The sequence below is a fragment of the Pseudomonas sp. BF-RE-21 genome (assembly GCF_019947305.1).
GTDB lineage: Bacteria > Pseudomonadota > Gammaproteobacteria > Pseudomonadales > Pseudomonadaceae > Aquipseudomonas > Aquipseudomonas migulae.
In genome coordinates this window covers 24,807-41,494 of record NZ_JAGYGF010000013.1, presented here as the reverse complement: position 1 = coordinate 41,494, position 16,688 = coordinate 24,807, and the positions used below count along the sequence as shown (strand labels likewise).

Below are 16,688 nucleotides of genomic sequence, written 5' to 3'. Positions count from 1 at the left end.
GGAGCGAGGCTTGCCCGCGAAGAGGCCGGTGAATTCACTTCGGCCCGAGAATCTTCACCAGCTTGTCCGGCGACGGCGCGCCTTGCTGCTGTTGCAGCTCGCCCTTGTCGTCCATGTAGAAAATCGCCGGCGTGGCCTGCAACTCCAGGTCTTCCATCAACTGCATGTTCGCCGCCAGTTTCGCCTGAATCGCCGGCGGTACTTCTTTCAGCGCCTTGAGCGTACTGGCCTTGCCAGCCCCTTCGTGGTCTTGCAGGGCTTTTTGCGGATCCTTGGCGGCCAGCAATGCCGCGGATTTGCCCGGACTGTCTTCACGAATGATCCCGACCATGATGTGCCGCAACTGCACCTTGCCGGCCTTCACCCACGGCCGCGCCTGTTCCCAGAACACGTTGCAGTAAGGGCAGTTCGGATCGCTGAACAGGTACACCACGCGCGGCGCATCCTTGTTGCCGTCACCGATCCAGTTGCTCGCTTCCATCTTGCCCCAGATTTCCTTGGCCATCGGCGCGTACACCAGTTTCTGCAACGGCGCGCTGCTCAGGTCTTTGCCGTCGGCGTCGTACAAATTGCCCAGCAACACATGTTTGCCATCCGGCGTCAGGTACAGCGCCATGCCACGGTTCTGGTACTGCGCGGCATAACCGCGCAAACCATCGGGCGCATCGAACTGGCCGACGATTTTCGCGCCCTTGGCTTCGATCTTCTTGATTGCTTCGGGCAACTCTTCGGCAGCCTGTACCGACGGCAGGTGCAGCAGGGCGGCGCCCAGGGTCAGCGTCAGCAGGTGGCGGAGGCGGGGCATGGCAGTTTCCTTGAAGAAGTGGACGGTGTGGCCGGATTCGGGGTGTCAAAGTTTTCCAGGGCGCGGGCCAGGCTGGCGTCCGACAGTTCACCCAGATGACTGCCCAGCAAGCGACCGTCAGGGCTATAGAACAGCGTAGTCGGCAATGCCATCGAACCGACGGCCTGACCCAATCGACCGCTGCCGTCGAACAGTACGTTGGACAGGCTCAGGCCTTGGGTTTCCAGAAAGGTGCTGACGCTTTGCATGCTTTCCGCCTGATTGACGAACAGGAAGGTCAGGTCCGGGCGGTGTTGCTGAGCGTTTTCCAGCACCGGCATTTCCCGGCGGCACGGCGGGCACCAGGTGGCCCAGAGATTGATCACCAGCGGCCCGCCCTTGTAATCCGCCAGTTGCACCGTTTCACCGGCGGCATTGCGCAGGGTGATGTCTGGCAGGCGCGTGCCTTGTTCGTAAATGCTCAGGGAGAACGTCGCGAGCAGCCAGAACGCCAGGCCACTGGCCACGCCAAAGCCCAGTGGGCGACGTAAACCCGGTTGACGCCAGCCTCGATACACCGCGGCCAGCAGCAGCGCGATCACACCCGGCCAGGCGAGAAAACCACCGTCGCGCAGGTCGATGACTTGCCACGGATCGTCGCGATAGTGCTTCCAGTACAGCGCGACGAAACTGATTCGGGCCGCCAGCATGCCCAGCAGGAACAGGCTGAACAGCACCGACTCGGGATTTTCACCGCCACGCTTGGCCGCCCGCCAGCCGACAAACGTCGCCAGCGCCAGGGCACTGATCAGCAGCAGGTGGTTAAGCGCGATGGCAAACGTGCCGAGGGTGAAAGTCAGCATTAACGGGCGTCTCGGGTGGTGGTCCAGCGTTGCAGGAAGGTGTCGGCATCGACCTCGCCGGTGATGCGCTGGCTGCGACGCTCGATGCCATCGGCGCCGATCCACAGAAAACTCGGTGGCCCCGGCACTTTATAACGGCCAAGCAGTTCGCGGCTGGCGGCATTGTCGGCGGTCACATCCAGCCGTAGCAAGCGCACATCGCTCAAGGCGTCGAGCACGCGGGGTTGGCCGAACACCTGTTTTTCCATGACCTTGCACGACACACACCAGTCGGCGTAGTAGTCCAGCAGCACCCATTGGCCCTGAGCTTGTGCGGCATCGAGCTCCCGTTGCAGAGCGGCCGGGTCCTTGATTGTGGTGAAAGCTTCGTGGCCGACAGGGCGGGCGGCATTGCCCGCATTGGCGGCGCTATAGACTTGCAGCGGTTTCAACAGGTCATCACCGCCGCCCGCCGCACCGATCATCAACAGACTGCCCCACAGGCCGAGCAGCAATGAGCTGGCACCGAACAGATGCGCGACCCGCCCGAAACCTTGCGACTGCTTCCAGGCGCTGTAGGCGGCAATCAGCAACAACGCACCGCACAGACCGATCCACAGCGATTCATCCAGTACCGGGCGCAACATCAACAACGCGGTGGCGAGGAACAGGAAGCCGAACACGCCTTTGAGCAGGTTCATCCAGGCCCCGGGTTTGGGCAGGAAGCGGTTGCCGACGGTCACCAGCAACAACAGCGGAACACCGATGCCGATGCCCATGGCAAACAGAATCAACCCGCCGTGCAGCGCATTGCCGCTTTGCGCGATGTAGAGCAGGGCGCCGGCCAGCGGGGCGGTCATGCACGGACCGACCAGCAGACCGGACAGCGCGCCCAGCACACCCGCGCCGATCAGGCTGCCACCGCGCTGATTGCGCGAGACGTTTTCCAGCCGATCGCGCACGGCGACCGGCAGTTGCAACTCGAAGAAGCCGAACATCGGCAACGCCAGCAGCACAAACACGGCGGCGAAACTGCCCAGCAACCAAGGGTTTTGCAGCAGTGCCTGCAAATTCGCACCGAGCAGCGCCGCCAGAACGCCCATCGCCGCGTACACCAGCGCCATGCTCACGACATAGCTGGTGGCCAAGGCAAATCCGCGTTTAGGTGTCGCGCCACTGCCGACAATCATACCGGCCAGAATCGGCAGCATCGGCAACGAGCAAGGGGTGAAGGCCAGCAGCAGGCCCAAACCGAAGAACACCAACAAGCTCCAACCCAACGCCCGTTGTTGCAGACTGCTGGCCAGGGCTTGATCCGGCGCTTCATCGGCCGCCGAAGCGACAACACTGCCGCCCAGGTCCACGACCTGGGTTTGCGGCGGATAACACAATCCGGCATCGGCGCAGCCCTGGAAGCCGACCTTGATCTGGCCGGTCGCGCCCGCCGGGATCTTCAGCTCCAGGCCCTGGCGATAAACCGGCTGTTCACCGAAGAATTCATCACTGTGAGACTCGCCTTCAGGTAACACAGGGTGCAGCTCAGCGGGCAACCCATCGAACTTAAGGCGTTTCTGATAAAGGTAATAACCGTCGGTGATCTGCCAATAGAGCTGTGTTTCACCTGATTCGAGACGCTCGGAGGTGAAGGCAAACGCTTTTTCCACTGGCAGGAATTCAGGTTTGGTTTCGAACGGATTGGTCCCTGCCTGGGCCAGACCCGAGATCAAGAGAGCAAAAAAAAGAAGCAGTGAACGCATGGGTAAGCCTTATCCCTGTGCAGGTGAGGTGCACAGTGGCGGGCGGCGATTAACCGATGATTAACCGCCGCACACTTCTGCCATGACCTGTGAAGAATTCAGTTATGAGTCAGTCCTGGCCAGCCCTCGTCTACGTCTCTTGCTTCCCCTTCCAGAATGTTTTTATCGATATTGTATTTCAAGTATTTATTGTCGCTCAAAAAGATGTACAGATAGCTGTCAGTAACGGAGGCATGGATCTGCACAGCAGTGATAATGTCATCGACATAAGGGCCGAGTCTTGGCCAGGTTGTGTATTTTATATCGCCGAGGACGAGCTTTTTACTGTGCCAGTCAAGCTCCAGGTATTTGCCGTTTTTTAAAATAAACTTGAAGATGGTTTGGCCAGAGGATCTGAACGGTCGCTGCCAGAAGGTACCTGCAATAATATCGTCGAAGTAGGGCAGTAGCATGCTCCATATCGACTCGCTGACTGGCGTGAAACTGAAAGGAGTATCTGCATCTTGATCGTATTCGCACACCATCGGTGTTTTTTCATCGTAGTAAAATAACCAGAGAATATCAGCGTCTAATTCGAGCCTGTTGGTGCCTACTATCCGGTCTGTGGAGAATCCGAAGCACAAATCTTGTGCGTGCGGATGAAACTCTCCCCAGTTATCTTGAGTTACCGCAGTTGGGTGGCTCGAAGCAACACTGCCTTCGCTGTTGTTGTATCGTGAATAGGTATCGTCATCTTTGAAGAAAAAATAGCAGCGATCTCTGCCTGAGCGCCAATCAACGGCTACGAAGTTTTTTAGTTCGGGCATGATTTAAATCCTTTTTATCAGTGTTTGTAATGGCGCGGAAGCGCGATAAAGGTAAGTTATAAAAGTAGTGCTGTAGTGATAAGTGTGAAGATTGAAGCGCGTAACAATTGTGGTTGAATCTTTTGGTGATGTCTGAAATATAAGGTGGTATCGCAGGTGTTAGTTGTGGGGTTTCATTTTGATGGTGTTGGTTGTGCTCTGTAATAGAGTGTTTGCTTTAGGTTGTTATAGTGCGAAGTGTTGTCTGTGTTTGTATGTTGGTCAATGCTTGTGGCGTTAAAGAATGTGTATTGTTGTTGTTGTTGTTGTTGTTGTTGAGAGTTGTAAGTCTGTGTTCAAAAGGTTTCAATGATCCGGTCGTTTTGGTGGATGGCCGAACGGGAAATTTTCGCGGTGCAGGTCATTCAGCGATTTCCCTCAATGATGATGAGCGGCAGCGGCATAATGCCGGGTTAATCGATACTCTTTTTAATGACCATTTTTGCGAAGGTCTTATCCATGCACGTACTGGTTTGCGAAGACGATGAGCTGATCGCCAGCGGCATTGTCGCCGGCCTCACTGCCCAGGGCCTGACGGTGGAGCACGTCAACACTGCCTCGAAGGCCCGGGCCATGCTCAAGGTCGCCGAGTTCGACGTGATGGTGCTCGACCTCGGTCTGCCGGATGAAGACGGGCTCAAGCTATTGCAGCAGTTGCGCCATCATGGCCTGGAGATTCCGGTGCTGATCCTCACCGCGCGGGATTCGGTAACCGACCGCGTCGATGGCCTGCAAGCGGGGGCCGACGATTACCTGCTCAAGCCGTTCGACCTGCGCGAACTCGCCGCACGCCTGCACACATTGTTGCGACGGGTGGCGGGGCGCAGCGTCAACCTGATCGAACACGGCCGCTTGACGTACGACCCGAGCAGCCGCGAAACCATGCTTGGCGGTCAGCCGGTGGATCTTTCCCGTCGCGAACAGTCACTGTTGCAAGCCTTGTTGCACAACCGTGGCCGGGTGCTGTCCACGGAGCAGTTGAAAGACAGCGTCTATGGGTTCAACGACGAACTGGAAAGCAACGCCCTCAACGTGCATATCCATCACCTGCGGCGCAAGCTGGGTAATGGCATTGTCGAGACCGTGCGCGGCCTGGGCTATCGCCTGGGGCCGGCCGATGATGGAGAGGAAGTGAAAAAGTGATGAGCCTGCGATTGCGCCTGAGCCTGACGCTCGGCGCCGCATTTGCGCTGATCTGGGCCCTGGCAGCGGCCTGGATGCTCAGCGACCTGCGCAACCAGATGATGTTTTCTCTCGACCAGCGGTTGGTGGCGTCGGCGCGCATGGTCGCCGGCCTGATGGAGCAACTGCCGCCGTTGCCGACCAAGGGCGAGGGCACCCATTTCAGTGCGGAACAACTGAACATTCCGGGCGGGATGGCGTGTCAGGTCAGCTCGCTGCGCGGCGAAATCCTCGCCCGCAGCCACACCGATCCACAACAAACACTGCAAGCCGAAAAAATGGGCTTCCACGATCAGATGATCGACGGCGCGCCCTGGCGCAGTTTCACCCTGGCCCGTGGCGATCTGCGCATCACCACGGCGGATCGGCAGATCGAACGTGAAGCGCTCAACATGTCGATCCTGCTGGCCGCTTCGGTGCCGGTGGGCGTGGCGTTGCTGGGTTGCCTGTGCCTGCTGTGGCTGGGGATCGGCCAGGGCCTGGCGCCGCTGAACCGCATGCGCGATGCCTTGATGCGACGCAGCGCCGACTCGCTGGAACCCTTGCAGATTCAGCCGCTGCCCAGTGAGTTGCAACCGTTGCTGGACACTCAGAACCAGCTGTTCCAGCGCATCGGCAAGACCATCGAGCGCGAACGCCGATTGACCGGCGACGCGGCCCACGAACTGCGCAGCCCGCTGACGGCCATCAAAACCCACTTGCAAGTGGCGCGCATGACCGATGGCGCGGCACGGGATCAGTCCCTGGCACGGGCCGAAGAGGGCGCCGACCGCCTGCACCGCACGCTTGAGCAATTGTTGTTGCTGGCAAGGGTCGAGGGCAGTCTGTCGTTCGACGACGGTGTGCAATGCAGCGCCGAGCAAGTGGCGAAACTGGCGATTCAGGATGCCGCCAGCGGTGATCGTCAGCGGATCAAATTCAAGCTGCCACCGAAGCTCTCCCACGCGCCGGTGCAAATGCCGGCGGTGCTGTCGATCGCGGCGTTGCGCAACCTGCTGGACAACGCGCTGCGCCATACCCCGAACGACGGTGCGGTAGAACTGAGCCTGGTAACCACCGGCAACCGCGTGCAGTTCGTCGTGCGCGATCATGGGCCGGGCATTGCCGAAGACGACCTGCAACACCTGACCCAACGCTTCTGGCGCAACGGACAGAGCACCGGCTGCGGTCTGGGGTTGGCGATTGTCCAGGCGATTGTTCAGCGTTGTGGCTGCACGCTGCATTTCGACAGCCGGCCGGATGGCTTGCGGGTCGAGCTGACGATGCCGTTGCAAACGGTCTAACAAACGACATACATCCTTGTAGGAGCAGAGCTTGCTCGCGAAGGCATCCGTACATTCAACGTTGATGTTAACTGTACGGACGTCTTCGCGAGCAAGCTCTGCTCCTACAGGGGGTGTGTTGCACATCAAATGTAACGTCTCGCCATTGGCGTTCCGACGGCCACCAGCGCTATCGTCCCCGGCAGCTTTTTCTCAATGGATTGAGGTTACAGCGCCATGGAAACCCCTCTACACATCTGCAAGGCAACCCCCGCCGACGCCGGGATCATCAGCCGGATCGTCGAGCGTTCCATCCGCGTCGGCTGCGCGCTCGACCATCGCAACGACCCGCAAACCGTCGCCACCTGGACCCACAACAAAACCGTCGAACACATTCAACCGTGGCTGACCGACCAACGGTTGTACCTGAACATCGCCCTGTTGCAGGACAAACCGGTCGGCGTCGCGATGGCGGCGATCAGCGGCAAGCTTGCGTTCTGTTACGTGCAGCCGGAATGGTTTCGTCGTGGCGTCGGGCAAGCGCTGGTGCGCGACCTTGAAGGCTGGCTGATCGATAACGGGCTGGCTCAGGTACGACTCAACAGCACCCGGACCAGCGAAGCCTTTTACCGGCATCTGGGTTATCAGCCCTGTGCTGAAACCTTCACCGTAGCCGGGCTTCGTGCCATCCCCATGCACAAGGGCCTGACCCCGCCTTCATAGAAAGCCGGGCAAGGGTCTAAATCCTCGGCGCCCTGATGCGTTTCCAGAACAGGAAAACCTTATTGAGGGGTCGAGAGATGTCAGTCGCTACCAGCCTAATGGAAGATCAGTTGGCCCGGATCGCTCCGGCGCCGGCCGAAACGCTTTATCAGTTCAACGAATCGCCATTGCTGGCGCGTCAGAGCCAGCAGGAGTCGAATGCCCGCAGCTACCCGCGACGCATTCCCCTGGCACTCAAGCGCGCGAAGGGCATTTATGTCGAAGACGTCGAAGGCCGCAGCTTCATCGACTGCCTGGCCGGCGCCGGAACGCTGGCCCTGGGGCATAACCATCCGGTGGTGATCGAAGCGATCCAGCAAGTGCTGACCGATGAACTGCCGTTGCACACCCTCGACCTGACCACCCCGGTCAAGGATCAATTCGTCCAGGACCTGTTTGGTCTGCTGCCGCCAGCCCTGGCTGCGCAAGCGAAAATCCAGTTCTGCGGCCCGACCGGCACCGACGCCGTGGAAGCTGCTTTGAAATTGGTGCGCACCGCCACCGGACGCAGCACTGTGCTGTCGTTCCAGGGCGGTTATCACGGCATGAGCCAGGGCGCGTTGAGCCTGATGGGCAGCCTGGGGCCGAAAAAACCGTTGGGCGCATTGCTCAGCAGTGGCGTGCAGTTCATGCCGTATCCCTACGATTACCGTTGCCCGTTCGGCCTCGGCGGCGCGCAAGGCGTGCAGGTCAACCTGAACTACCTGGAAAACCTGCTGAACGATCCCGAGGCGGGTGTGCAATTGCCGGCCGCTGTGATTGTCGAGGCTGTTCAGGGCGAGGGCGGGGTGATCCCGGCCGATCTCGATTGGTTGCGCGGTCTGCGTCGCATCACCGAAAAGGCGGGTGTGGCGTTGATCGTCGATGAAATCCAGAGCGGTTTCGCCCGCACCGGCAAGATGTTTGCCTTCGAGCACGCCGGGATCATTCCGGACGTGGTGGTGATGTCCAAGGCCATCGGCGGCAGCTTGCCGCTGGCGGTGGTGGTGTATCGCGACTGGCTCGACACCTGGTTGCCGGGCGCGCATGCCGGGACCTTCCGTGGTAACCAAATGGCCATGGCGGCGGGCTCTGCGGTGATGCGTTATCTGGCTGAACACAAGGTTTGCGAACACGCTGCGGCCATGGGCGAGCGCTTGAGCGAACACTTGCGCATTCTTCAGCGGGACTTCCCGCAACTGGGCGATATTCGCGGTCGTGGCTTGATGCTTGGCGTCGAACTGGTTGACCCGGCCGGCGTGCCGGATGTGCAAGGTCATCCTCCGATCTTCGCTCGACTGGCGCCGCTGGTGCAGCGTGAATGCCTCAAGCGTGGGTTGATTCTTGAGCTGGGCGGTCGGCATGGCGGCGTGGTGCGCTTCCTGCCGCCGCTGGTGATTAGCGCTGCGGAAATCGATCGGGTGGCGGAGATTTTTGGCCGGGCGATGGCTGCTGCCACTGCCAGCCTCTAAATTTTCCGGGCCCCGCAACGTTCTTTCTACATAACGGCTGCGCACGCAGTGCAGCCCACCCTTACAGCGATGGAGAGACACCATGACGTCAGTATTCGACCGCGAGGACATCCTCTTTCAGGTCGTGGTCAACCACGAAGAGCAGTACTCGATCTGGCCCGACTACAAGGCCGTGCCGGAGGGCTGGCGCACCGTGGGCAAGAGTGGCTTGAAAAAGGAATGCCTGGCTTACATCGAAGAAACCTGGACCGATATGCGTCCGCTGAGTTTGCGCAAGAAGATGGAAGAGCAGGCGGCTGTGGCTCACTGACGTCTTCGCGCAAAGAGAAGCCCGCTGGACCGAGAAGGTCAGCGGGCTTTTTTGCGTCTGCATGTTGTGGCGTCGAGCGCGGAACCTGTAGGAGCCAGCTTGCTGGCGATGGCTGTGTTTCAGCTGACGAGTTTTTTGATGGAGTACAAATCCATTCCTGCGGTAACGGCCGCTGATGGTTTCGCCCTTACGGCGAGTCCCTTTTTCAAACGCCAAAAAGGAACCAAAAGGCTTTGCCCCTGACGTACGGCCCTTCGCCTAGGCTCAGGGTTCCCTCGCTCCGGTCCTGCTCCGTGGGCCCGCCGCCATCGGCCATCCCTGGCCGGGGGCGGCTACCGCGGCATCCTTGCCGCGGTGCCCACTGCGCAGAACCTCCACTCGGCCTCCCGACGGGGCAGATCAAAAGCCAAAGCAAAATCAAAAGCCAAAGCAAAATCAAAAGCCAAAGCGAGGCGGCCTGTCAGCCGACCTGTCTCTTTGATCGTACGCATCCCCCTGTAGGAGCCGGCTTGCTGGCGATAGCGGTGGGTCAGACACCTGTTTGTTGACTGAACGGACGCCATCGCCAGCAAGCCGGCTCCTACACGGGGATTGGGTTCACACGATTCAAAATTGTAGGAGCTGGCTTGCCGGCGATGGACGTCAACGATAACGCGGGGTGTCTGAATGAACGCGGTGTCTGGGCGTTTTTCGCCGGCAAGCCGGCTCCTACAGGGAATCCCATACGCTTTTGATTTTCACCACTCATCAGGCCGAGCGTTAGCTCGCCTTCCGCTTTTGATCTGAGCGCCCCCTCGAGAGGCCGAGTGGAGGTTCTGCGTAGTGGGCAACCCGGCATGGATGCCGGGTTAGCCGCCCCCGGCCATGGATGGCCGATGGCGGCGGGCCCACGGAGCAGGACCGGAGCGAGGGCATGGCGAGCCTTAGCGAGCCACCGAACGAAAGGGGCAAGAGCCCTTGGTTACTTGGGGCTCTTCCAAGTGACTCGCTGTAAGAGCGAAACCAATAGTGGCCGTAACCGCAGCAATGGATATGTACACCTGAACGAAAATGGTCGGCTATCAGGCCTCCATCGCTAGCAAGCCAGCTCCTACAGGGGATTTGTGTAACGCCCACCGTAGAGAATGATCATGCGGTCCAGCCGACGCTAAACCCCACTCAACCCCTTGATCACCAAATCCACATTCCCCTCCAGCTCAGCCACCGGGTCCGCCGCGTCCACACTCAAAACGACCAACCGGCTCCCGGCCTCGGCAATCACCGCTTTCACCGCGTCCGACGGCTGCCGATGATGCAACACCACCGCCACGTCATTGTCCTTGAGCGTCGCGCCCAATTGCTTCAGCGCCTCCGGTGTCCACTCGGCGTCAGGCCGCGCATCGAGACCGATCAGTTCCAGATTGAGCCCGCCAATCAGGTAACCAAAGTGATCGCTTAGGCTCATCACGCTCAGATTGTCAGCACTGGCCAGCCGCGCTTCGCTGTCGGCGCTGAACTTGAGCAAGCGCTGTTTCAATGTCGCAAGGTTGGCCTCGATCACAGGCTTTGCAGCAGGAGCAAGGCGCACCAGGTCCGCCGCCATCACATCCGCCATGCGCCCCATGTTGTTGCTGGAAAACCACGGCTGACTGTTCAAGCCATCGACCTTGTTGCCGGGCTGTACGGCAATGCCGGGCAGGGCGCCGTCCACCGGGCGCGCGGCGTCGACTTCGACGATGCGAACATTGCTGCGCCGGGCGATCGGGTACAGCGGATCATCCGCCCACAACGAACGAAGACCAATCACCGCATCGGCGTCAGTCGCCAGTTTCGCCAATGCCGGCGCACCGCGCCCGGTGAAGTAAGCCGTCTGACGGCTGCCAGGCAGGTTCGCCGGTGCCGCGCGTTCAAGGTTGACGTTGGTGCCCTTGAGCAATACTTCGCCCAGACCATAAGTGATCGGCAAGGACGCCAGCACATGCAACGGTTTGGCGCTGTCCGCCGCAAACGAGGTATTGACCAGCCCGCACAGGGCGACGGCCAGGGTCAGTTGACGCAGAGAAAATGACATTTATCCGAGGTTCCCTTTCAGGCTTGGGACGACGCCGCGCGCAATGGCGGCGAGGGCGAAGGCGATACCGGCCACCAGAATGATCGCGGCGCCGGACGGGATCGGCAGGTCGAACACAATCGGCGCAAGAATCCCGCACAGCGTGCTGACCGTGGCGATCAGTACCGAGCACCAGAAGAATCCCTTGAGCGACTGGCTGAGCAACCTCGCTGCCGCCGCCGGAATCACCAACAGCGCACCGACCAGAATCGCCCCGATGACTTTCACTGCCGCCACGGTGATCAGCGTCACCAGAATCACGAACAGGTAATCCAGGGTCTTCACCGCCACGCCGCGCACCGCTGCCAGTTGCGGGTTGAAGCTGGCGAGCATGATGCGGTTGTACAGCGGCAAGGCCAGCGCCATCACCAGCGAACCAACGATGGCCAGCACCAACAAGTCATTGCCGTTGACGGTCAGCACCGAACCGAACAGCACGTTCTCCAGGATGTGCACGTTGATCTTGCCCGCCAGAATCAACAGCAGGCTCGCGCCCAGTGCCAGCGACACCGACAGGAACACACCGATCAAGGTATCTGGCGCCAGGCCCGTACGGTTGCGCAGGTAGTTGAGCAAAATGCCGAATAACAGGCAGTAACCGAACAAGCTGCCATAGGGCCCGGTGTAGGGTTCGCCGAGCAGAATGCCGATGGCCACGCCAGTCAGCGCCGCGTGACCCACCGCTTCGGAGAAAAACGCGAAGCGCTTGACCACCACCAGCGTGCCCAAGCCGCCCAGCACCGGGCCGATCAGCAAACCGGCGAGCAGCGCGTTGACCACAAATCCATACGCCAGCGCCTCAGGCAGATAACCCGAAGACGCCCAGCCCTGAACCATCAAGCGAAAGGCTTCGTAACTCATCAGACAGCGCTCCGTGGATGGGTCGAGAACAGGGTCAGCAAACGTTCCGGGGTCAGCGCCTGTTTCGGCGTGGCATCGAACAGTACCCGGCGATTGAGCCCGGTGACGCGATCCGCCAGACGCCCGACCGCTTCCAGATCATGCTCGATCCACAGCACGGTGATCCCGCTCTGACGCCAGTCGCCGAGCAACCGTTCGAACACCTGAATGCCCGCCTCATCGAGGGCCGACATCGGCTCATCGAGTACCAGCAATTGCGGCGCCGGGATCAGTCCCTGTGCGAGCAACACGCGCTGACGCTCGCCTCCGGACAAGGCGCCCATGCGCCGCTTGCGCTTGTCCTGCATGCCGACCCGTTCCAGCGCTTCGCCAATCGCTGCCGCGTAATGCTTGCTCAACCCGAGGAACGCCGGGCGTCGCTGGCACATCGCGGCCATGAAGTCGTCGACGGTCATCGGCAAGCCGCGATCAAACTCCAGCGCTTGCGGCACGTAGCCGATGGTGCCGGGTTCGCCGGGCCATTGCAGGCTCAAGCGACCCTGATGCGGCATCTGCCCGAGCAGGGTCTTGATCAGCGAACTCTTGCCGCCACCATTGGGACCGACCAGTGCATGCACGCTGCCGGGCTGAACCTGGAAGGTGACCTGATCAAGGATCGTCGTGCGACCCAGGGTCAAACTGACCTCCGCAAAATCCAGCGTCGGCCCCGCCCCCTGTAGGAGCCGGCTTGCCGGCGATAGCGGTGTGTCATTCAACGATGATGTCGGCTGACTCGACGCCTTCGCGAGCAGGCTCGCTCCCACCGGGGATTCGCTGAGTGTTTCTTTAGCGGTCATTGCCCAGACTCCTGAATCGCCCGAACCACGGTGTTGAGGTTGCCGGTCATTTCCTTTTCATACTTGTCGGCGGTGTATTCGCCATAGGAAATGTGCGACAGCGGGTACAGCTTCACCCCGGATTCACGCTGGATGGTTTCGACGTAGGTGGACGGGAAATCCATCTCCGAGAAAATCACTTTCACGTCCAGTTCGCGCAGTTGATCGATGGTCTTTTTCAGCTGGCTCGGGCTCGGTTCGATGCCGTGCGCCGGTTCGACCACGGCGGTCACTTCCAGGCCGAACTCGCGCAGCAGGTAATCGTAAGCCGCATGAACCGTGGCCACGCGCAGTTCGGCGTTCGGCGCCTGGGTCAGTTTCGCCAGGGCATCGGCGCGCATCTGCCGCAGACGTTTGCCGTAGGCGCGGGCGTTTTGGGTGTAGGTCTTGGCGTTGGCCGGGTCGAGCTTGCCGAGTTCCCGGGCAATGTTATTGACCTGGGCAATGGAGGCGCTGATCGACAGGAAAGTGTGCGGGTTAACGACTTTGCCGGCACCGCGCGCGGCAACACCGGTGGCGGCCAGCAGCGGTACGTTTTCGTTGGCTTCGATCACGGCCACGTTCGGCGTTTCGCTGGCGGCGATCATGCGGTCGGCGAAGTCGTCATGACCGACGCCGTTGAGCACGATCACGTCCAGCCCGCTGATGCGCTTGATGTCTTCGGCGCGGGGCTCGTAGGCATGCGGGTTGAAGCCGGCCGGAATCAGCGGCACCACTTCGGCCTTGTCGCCGACGATGTTGGCTACGTAGCTGTAATAAGGGTGCAGGGTGATGCCGATGCGCAGGCGCTTGGCTTCATCGGCGCTGGCCAGTGGCGTCAGCAGCAAGGCAAGCAGGCCGATCAGCAGCGGCCGCAAGAATGAACGTTGAGATGAAATAGGCATGGGAAAGCGGTCTTCTCTCGGGTGAAGGCGAGGGTTCAGTGCCGGTGCTGGCGGGTCACGCCGGCATCGAATTGCGCGACGATCTGCTGCCAGCCAGCGCTTTCGAGCGCGGCGTCCGTGAGGTCGGCCGGGGTTTTGAGGTCGGCGCCACGGTTGAGCCAGATGTCTGGCGCATCGTCGTCGGCAGTCAGGCGCATCAGAAACGAACCGGCCACGGCGGACGACTGGCTCTGGCCGAAATACGCCTTGGCGTCGAGCAATTGCCAGGCATGAGCGCCACGGCTGACGGAACTGGCGTCCTGGGCAAACGGCGCAAAACCTTCGTCCGCCAGGGCTTCGGGTGTCGGCAGGGTTTGCTGTTCCTGACGCAGCAGGTGAATCTCGTCCAGCGTCACCCGCAGGTCGGCGTAGATGCCTTGCTCGGAGGCGCTGAGGTCGCGACGGGCATCCAGTTGATGGCTGCTGACGGTGCTGGTTTCCTGGGACTCGTGACGCCAGGCGACCACCGAACCGGCGACCGCCAGGATCATCAGGCACAGCAGCAATACATACAGGGTTTCATGGCCGGCACCGGCCGGGCGGACGACATGGGTAGTTGGCGTACTCATGGGGCTTGGATGTCCGCTTGGTCGATCTCGACGACGTGGCCGGGACCGGCATCGAACAGCACATAAAATTCGGCGCTGGGCTTCTTGAAGGTCAATTTGGAATCGGCACCGAGCTTGCCCGGCACCAGGATGGTTTCGTCGTAGCCGATCACATCCAGGGTCACGCCCGGTGCACCGCTGCCGTCGGAGAAACCGCCGGTGCACTGAATCTGCTCGGCGTCGATAGCCTTGCACTCGCACATCGGGTTGTGGGCCAGGGCGCTGGCGCTGAAGCCGGCGCACAGCACCAGCAACACGGCGTGGAGAGGGCGAAATGCGTTGCTCATGGTTTGCCTCCTTGTTTGTTCAGCCACTCGAGGGTGGCGGGGGATGCCTGGCTCAGCGGGATGGACGCTTGATGCATCGCGCCGTCCCAGCCTTCCATGGTGATCCACAGCTCGGCGTCGGCCTTGGTCTTTTCCGGGATCGGCAGCATGGCGCCCATGCGGTAGGGTGTGCCGAAGAAAATCACCCCGGCGGCGCGCAGGCTGCGCGGTTTGCCGATGCGCAGGTAAGTCGCCTTGACCTGCTCGCGGCAGCTGTCGCACAGCGCCGCGTTGAAACTCTTCATGTAACCGGCCGGGCCATCGGGCCGCGGTGCTTCGTTGCGAAGTTCCGCCAGGCGCAGGCTCCACGGCCCGACCTGAACTTCACCGATTTCCCGCTCGCCCAGGCCGGTGTCCCCGCGAAACAGCGCGGCATCGGCAAAGTACTTGGGCATGAAACCCAGCGGCACCAGCAACAGCAAAACGTTGATGTGGAAGCGCCATTTGTGCCAGAAACGGCTCAGTCTGGACCCCGGTTTTTCGGCGGCGAACAGGCTCATTGGCTGACCTCCGTGATGTCGTGGCTCGTGACATGAGTGGCATCGGCAGCGCGAGGACGTTTGTTGCTGCGCTTGAGGGCGTTAGCGGTGGCCAACGCAGTGCGCTTGGTCCAGATCAGCAGGCCGCTGAGGACCATCATGCTCAGGAGCAGGCCGAAGAAGAACCAGATCAGCTTGATCCAGAGCCCGCCGAAATCGCCGGTGTGCAGTGGCCGCATCGATTCGGTCACCAGTTCCAGCCCCGAGCGGTCCGAAAGCAGGCGGGTGACAGCGACGTCGCCGGTGTACGGGTTGATTTCGGCAGTCTGGAACATCAGCGGATACCAGCTGCGGCCGCCCACCGAAAGATAGCTGTAGGCATTGGCGGGCAGGCTGATGAAGCTGTCTTCGAGGCCGGGAATGCGTGCCTTCGCTTCACGGATTGCCGTTTCCAGGCTGATCATCGGTGCCGGCGAGCCGTCGGCGGTGAGGGGCACGCTCTCACGCGGGACCACCGGCGCCACCGGGGCGGTGGAAATCGTAATCTGGTTATCGAACATGAACGCTTCGATCAGGAACCAGGTGCTGGTGACGGAAATCACCGCGATGAACCAGATCGACCAGATGCCGCTGAGGCGGTGAAAGTCGCCCCAGAAAATCCGCGCGCCGTGACGCAGGCGCAGGGTAGGTCGCAGAAACCCTTTCCAGAACTTCTTGTAGACCACCAGCCCGGTAATCAGCGAAGCCAGCAGCGGCAGGCTGAGAAACGACACCAGGTACCAGCCCCAGCTGTAGCCATTGGTGAACGGCACCAGCCACCAACCGTGCAAGGCGCGGGTGAAGGCCCTGAAGTTGAATTGCGGAGCCGTGCCCTGGATCACGCCGCTGTACGGGTTGACGTAGACCACCACCGAACGGCCGTCGGGGTAGGTCACTTCCACGTCCAGGGCGAAATGCGTTTCGTCAGGTCGGCTGATGCTTTCGACCAGGATCTGCGGCTCGGCCTGCTTGATCGCGGCGATGAGCTGGTCATAGCTCAACAGCGGCGCATCATCGGAAGGTTGGCTGGCGCGCATTTGCGGGTTGGCCAGCCAGACGATTTCCTGGCTGATCACCGCCAGCGTGCCGGTCACACAGACGATCAGCACAAAAAACCAGATGGGCAGGGCCAGCCAGCTGTGGACCAGAAACCAGAGTTTTGAGCGGGATTTCTTCGACATGATTAAGGTCTTGTATCGATGAGAGGGCCTCTGCTGCGGGCTTCCCAGCGTGGGGTCCATGAAAAGTGCGGTCGTGGCTTTTGCCTACGCGAACCGCCTGCATCTATATAAG

At 60.7% G+C, this 16,688-nt stretch carries 18 protein-coding genes; 6 read left to right on the top strand and 12 right to left on the bottom strand.

Annotated features, from left to right (window positions below; genetic code table 11):
* Positions 1 to 34 precede the first annotated feature (34 nt).
* The 4 genes from dsbG to KGB25_RS11855 form a co-directional block, all read right to left on the bottom strand.
* Positions 35 to 805 carry a thiol:disulfide interchange protein DsbG gene (gene dsbG / locus KGB25_RS11870; RefSeq protein ID WP_008033705.1) on the bottom strand — a complete coding sequence of 257 codons (771 nt, stop codon included), beginning with the start codon at positions 803 to 805 and terminating at the stop codon, positions 35 to 37.
* The gene (locus KGB25_RS11865) at positions 781 to 1,647 is read right to left on the bottom strand and encodes a TlpA disulfide reductase family protein (protein WP_008044449.1); all 867 of its coding nucleotides are present in this window, start codon (positions 1,645 to 1,647) and stop codon (positions 781 to 783) included. The genes dsbG and KGB25_RS11865 overlap by 25 nt, the downstream gene beginning before the upstream one ends.
* Entirely contained in the window at positions 1,647 to 3,383 is a 1,737-nt protein-coding gene (gene dsbD, locus KGB25_RS11860) for a protein-disulfide reductase DsbD (protein ID WP_223435030.1), read from the bottom strand. Before dsbD ends, KGB25_RS11865 begins: the two co-directional genes overlap by 1 nt.
* A 98-nt stretch (positions 3,384 to 3,481) precedes the next feature.
* A complete protein-coding gene (locus KGB25_RS11855; RefSeq protein WP_008044452.1) occupies positions 3,482 to 4,189 on the bottom strand; it encodes a hypothetical protein in 708 nt (235 codons plus the stop codon).
* Between the two features lie 254 nt (positions 4,190 to 4,443).
* On the opposite strand from KGB25_RS11855, the gene KGB25_RS11850 reads away from it, so the two are divergent.
* The 6 genes from KGB25_RS11850 (at position 4,444) to KGB25_RS11825 (ending at position 9,195) form a co-directional block, all read left to right on the top strand.
* A complete protein-coding gene (locus tag KGB25_RS11850; protein WP_223435029.1) occupies positions 4,444 to 4,716 on the top strand; it encodes a hypothetical protein in 273 nt (90 codons plus the stop codon).
* Positions 4,688 to 5,371 (top strand): response regulator, encoded by a 684-nt coding sequence (locus tag KGB25_RS11845; RefSeq protein WP_008033711.1) that lies wholly within the window; start codon positions 4,688 to 4,690, stop codon positions 5,369 to 5,371. The genes KGB25_RS11850 and KGB25_RS11845 overlap by 29 nt, the downstream gene beginning before the upstream one ends.
* Complete coding sequence (locus tag KGB25_RS11840; protein ID WP_223435028.1) at positions 5,368 to 6,693, top strand: ATP-binding protein; 1,326 nt, start codon at positions 5,368 to 5,370, stop codon at positions 6,691 to 6,693. Before KGB25_RS11845 ends, KGB25_RS11840 begins: the two co-directional genes overlap by 4 nt.
* 216 nt (positions 6,694 to 6,909) lie before the next feature.
* Complete coding sequence (locus KGB25_RS11835; protein WP_223435027.1) at positions 6,910 to 7,395, top strand: GNAT family N-acetyltransferase; 486 nt, start codon at positions 6,910 to 6,912, stop codon at positions 7,393 to 7,395.
* A 77-nt stretch (positions 7,396 to 7,472) separates the two neighbouring features.
* Complete coding sequence (locus KGB25_RS11830; protein WP_223435026.1) at positions 7,473 to 8,885, top strand: aspartate aminotransferase family protein; 1,413 nt, start codon at positions 7,473 to 7,475, stop codon at positions 8,883 to 8,885.
* 82 nt (positions 8,886 to 8,967) lie between these two features.
* On the top strand, positions 8,968 to 9,195 hold the full coding sequence (locus KGB25_RS11825; RefSeq protein ID WP_008033724.1) for an MbtH family protein: 228 nt from the start codon (positions 8,968 to 8,970) through the stop codon (positions 9,193 to 9,195).
* A gap of 1,147 nt (positions 9,196 to 10,342) precedes the next feature.
* On the opposite strand, the gene KGB25_RS11820 is transcribed toward KGB25_RS11825, so the two are convergent.
* The 8 genes from KGB25_RS11820 to KGB25_RS11785 are packed head-to-tail and all read right to left on the bottom strand — an operon-like array spanning position 10,343 to position 16,576.
* Entirely contained in the window at positions 10,343 to 11,245 is a 903-nt protein-coding gene (locus KGB25_RS11820; protein ID WP_223435025.1) for a metal ABC transporter substrate-binding protein, read from the bottom strand.
* A complete protein-coding gene (locus tag KGB25_RS11815; protein ID WP_003226663.1) occupies positions 11,246 to 12,145 on the bottom strand; it encodes a metal ABC transporter permease in 900 nt (299 codons plus the stop codon).
* Complete coding sequence (locus KGB25_RS11810; protein WP_223435024.1) at positions 12,145 to 12,981, bottom strand: metal ABC transporter ATP-binding protein; 837 nt, start codon at positions 12,979 to 12,981, stop codon at positions 12,145 to 12,147. Before KGB25_RS11810 ends, KGB25_RS11815 begins: the two co-directional genes overlap by 1 nt.
* Entirely contained in the window at positions 12,978 to 13,904 is a 927-nt protein-coding gene (locus KGB25_RS11805; protein WP_008043036.1) for a metal ABC transporter substrate-binding protein, read from the bottom strand. Before KGB25_RS11805 ends, KGB25_RS11810 begins: the two co-directional genes overlap by 4 nt.
* A gap of 35 nt (positions 13,905 to 13,939) precedes the next feature.
* Positions 13,940 to 14,512: a DUF6162 family protein gene (locus KGB25_RS11800; RefSeq protein ID WP_223435023.1), complete on the bottom strand. Its 573-nt coding sequence runs from the start codon at positions 14,510 to 14,512 to the stop codon at positions 13,940 to 13,942.
* Positions 14,509 to 14,838, bottom strand: a complete 330-nt coding sequence (locus KGB25_RS11795) for a hypothetical protein (RefSeq protein ID WP_008032642.1) — start codon at positions 14,836 to 14,838, stop codon at positions 14,509 to 14,511. The genes KGB25_RS11800 and KGB25_RS11795 overlap by 4 nt, the downstream gene beginning before the upstream one ends.
* Positions 14,835 to 15,377 carry a hypothetical protein gene (locus KGB25_RS11790; RefSeq protein WP_008032641.1) on the bottom strand — a complete coding sequence of 181 codons (543 nt, stop codon included), beginning with the start codon at positions 15,375 to 15,377 and terminating at the stop codon, positions 14,835 to 14,837. The genes KGB25_RS11795 and KGB25_RS11790 overlap by 4 nt, the downstream gene beginning before the upstream one ends.
* Positions 15,374 to 16,576 carry a PepSY-associated TM helix domain-containing protein gene (locus KGB25_RS11785; protein ID WP_223435022.1) on the bottom strand — a complete coding sequence of 401 codons (1,203 nt, stop codon included), beginning with the start codon at positions 16,574 to 16,576 and terminating at the stop codon, positions 15,374 to 15,376. The genes KGB25_RS11790 and KGB25_RS11785 overlap by 4 nt, the downstream gene beginning before the upstream one ends.
* Between the last annotated feature and the right edge of the window lie 112 nt (positions 16,577 to 16,688).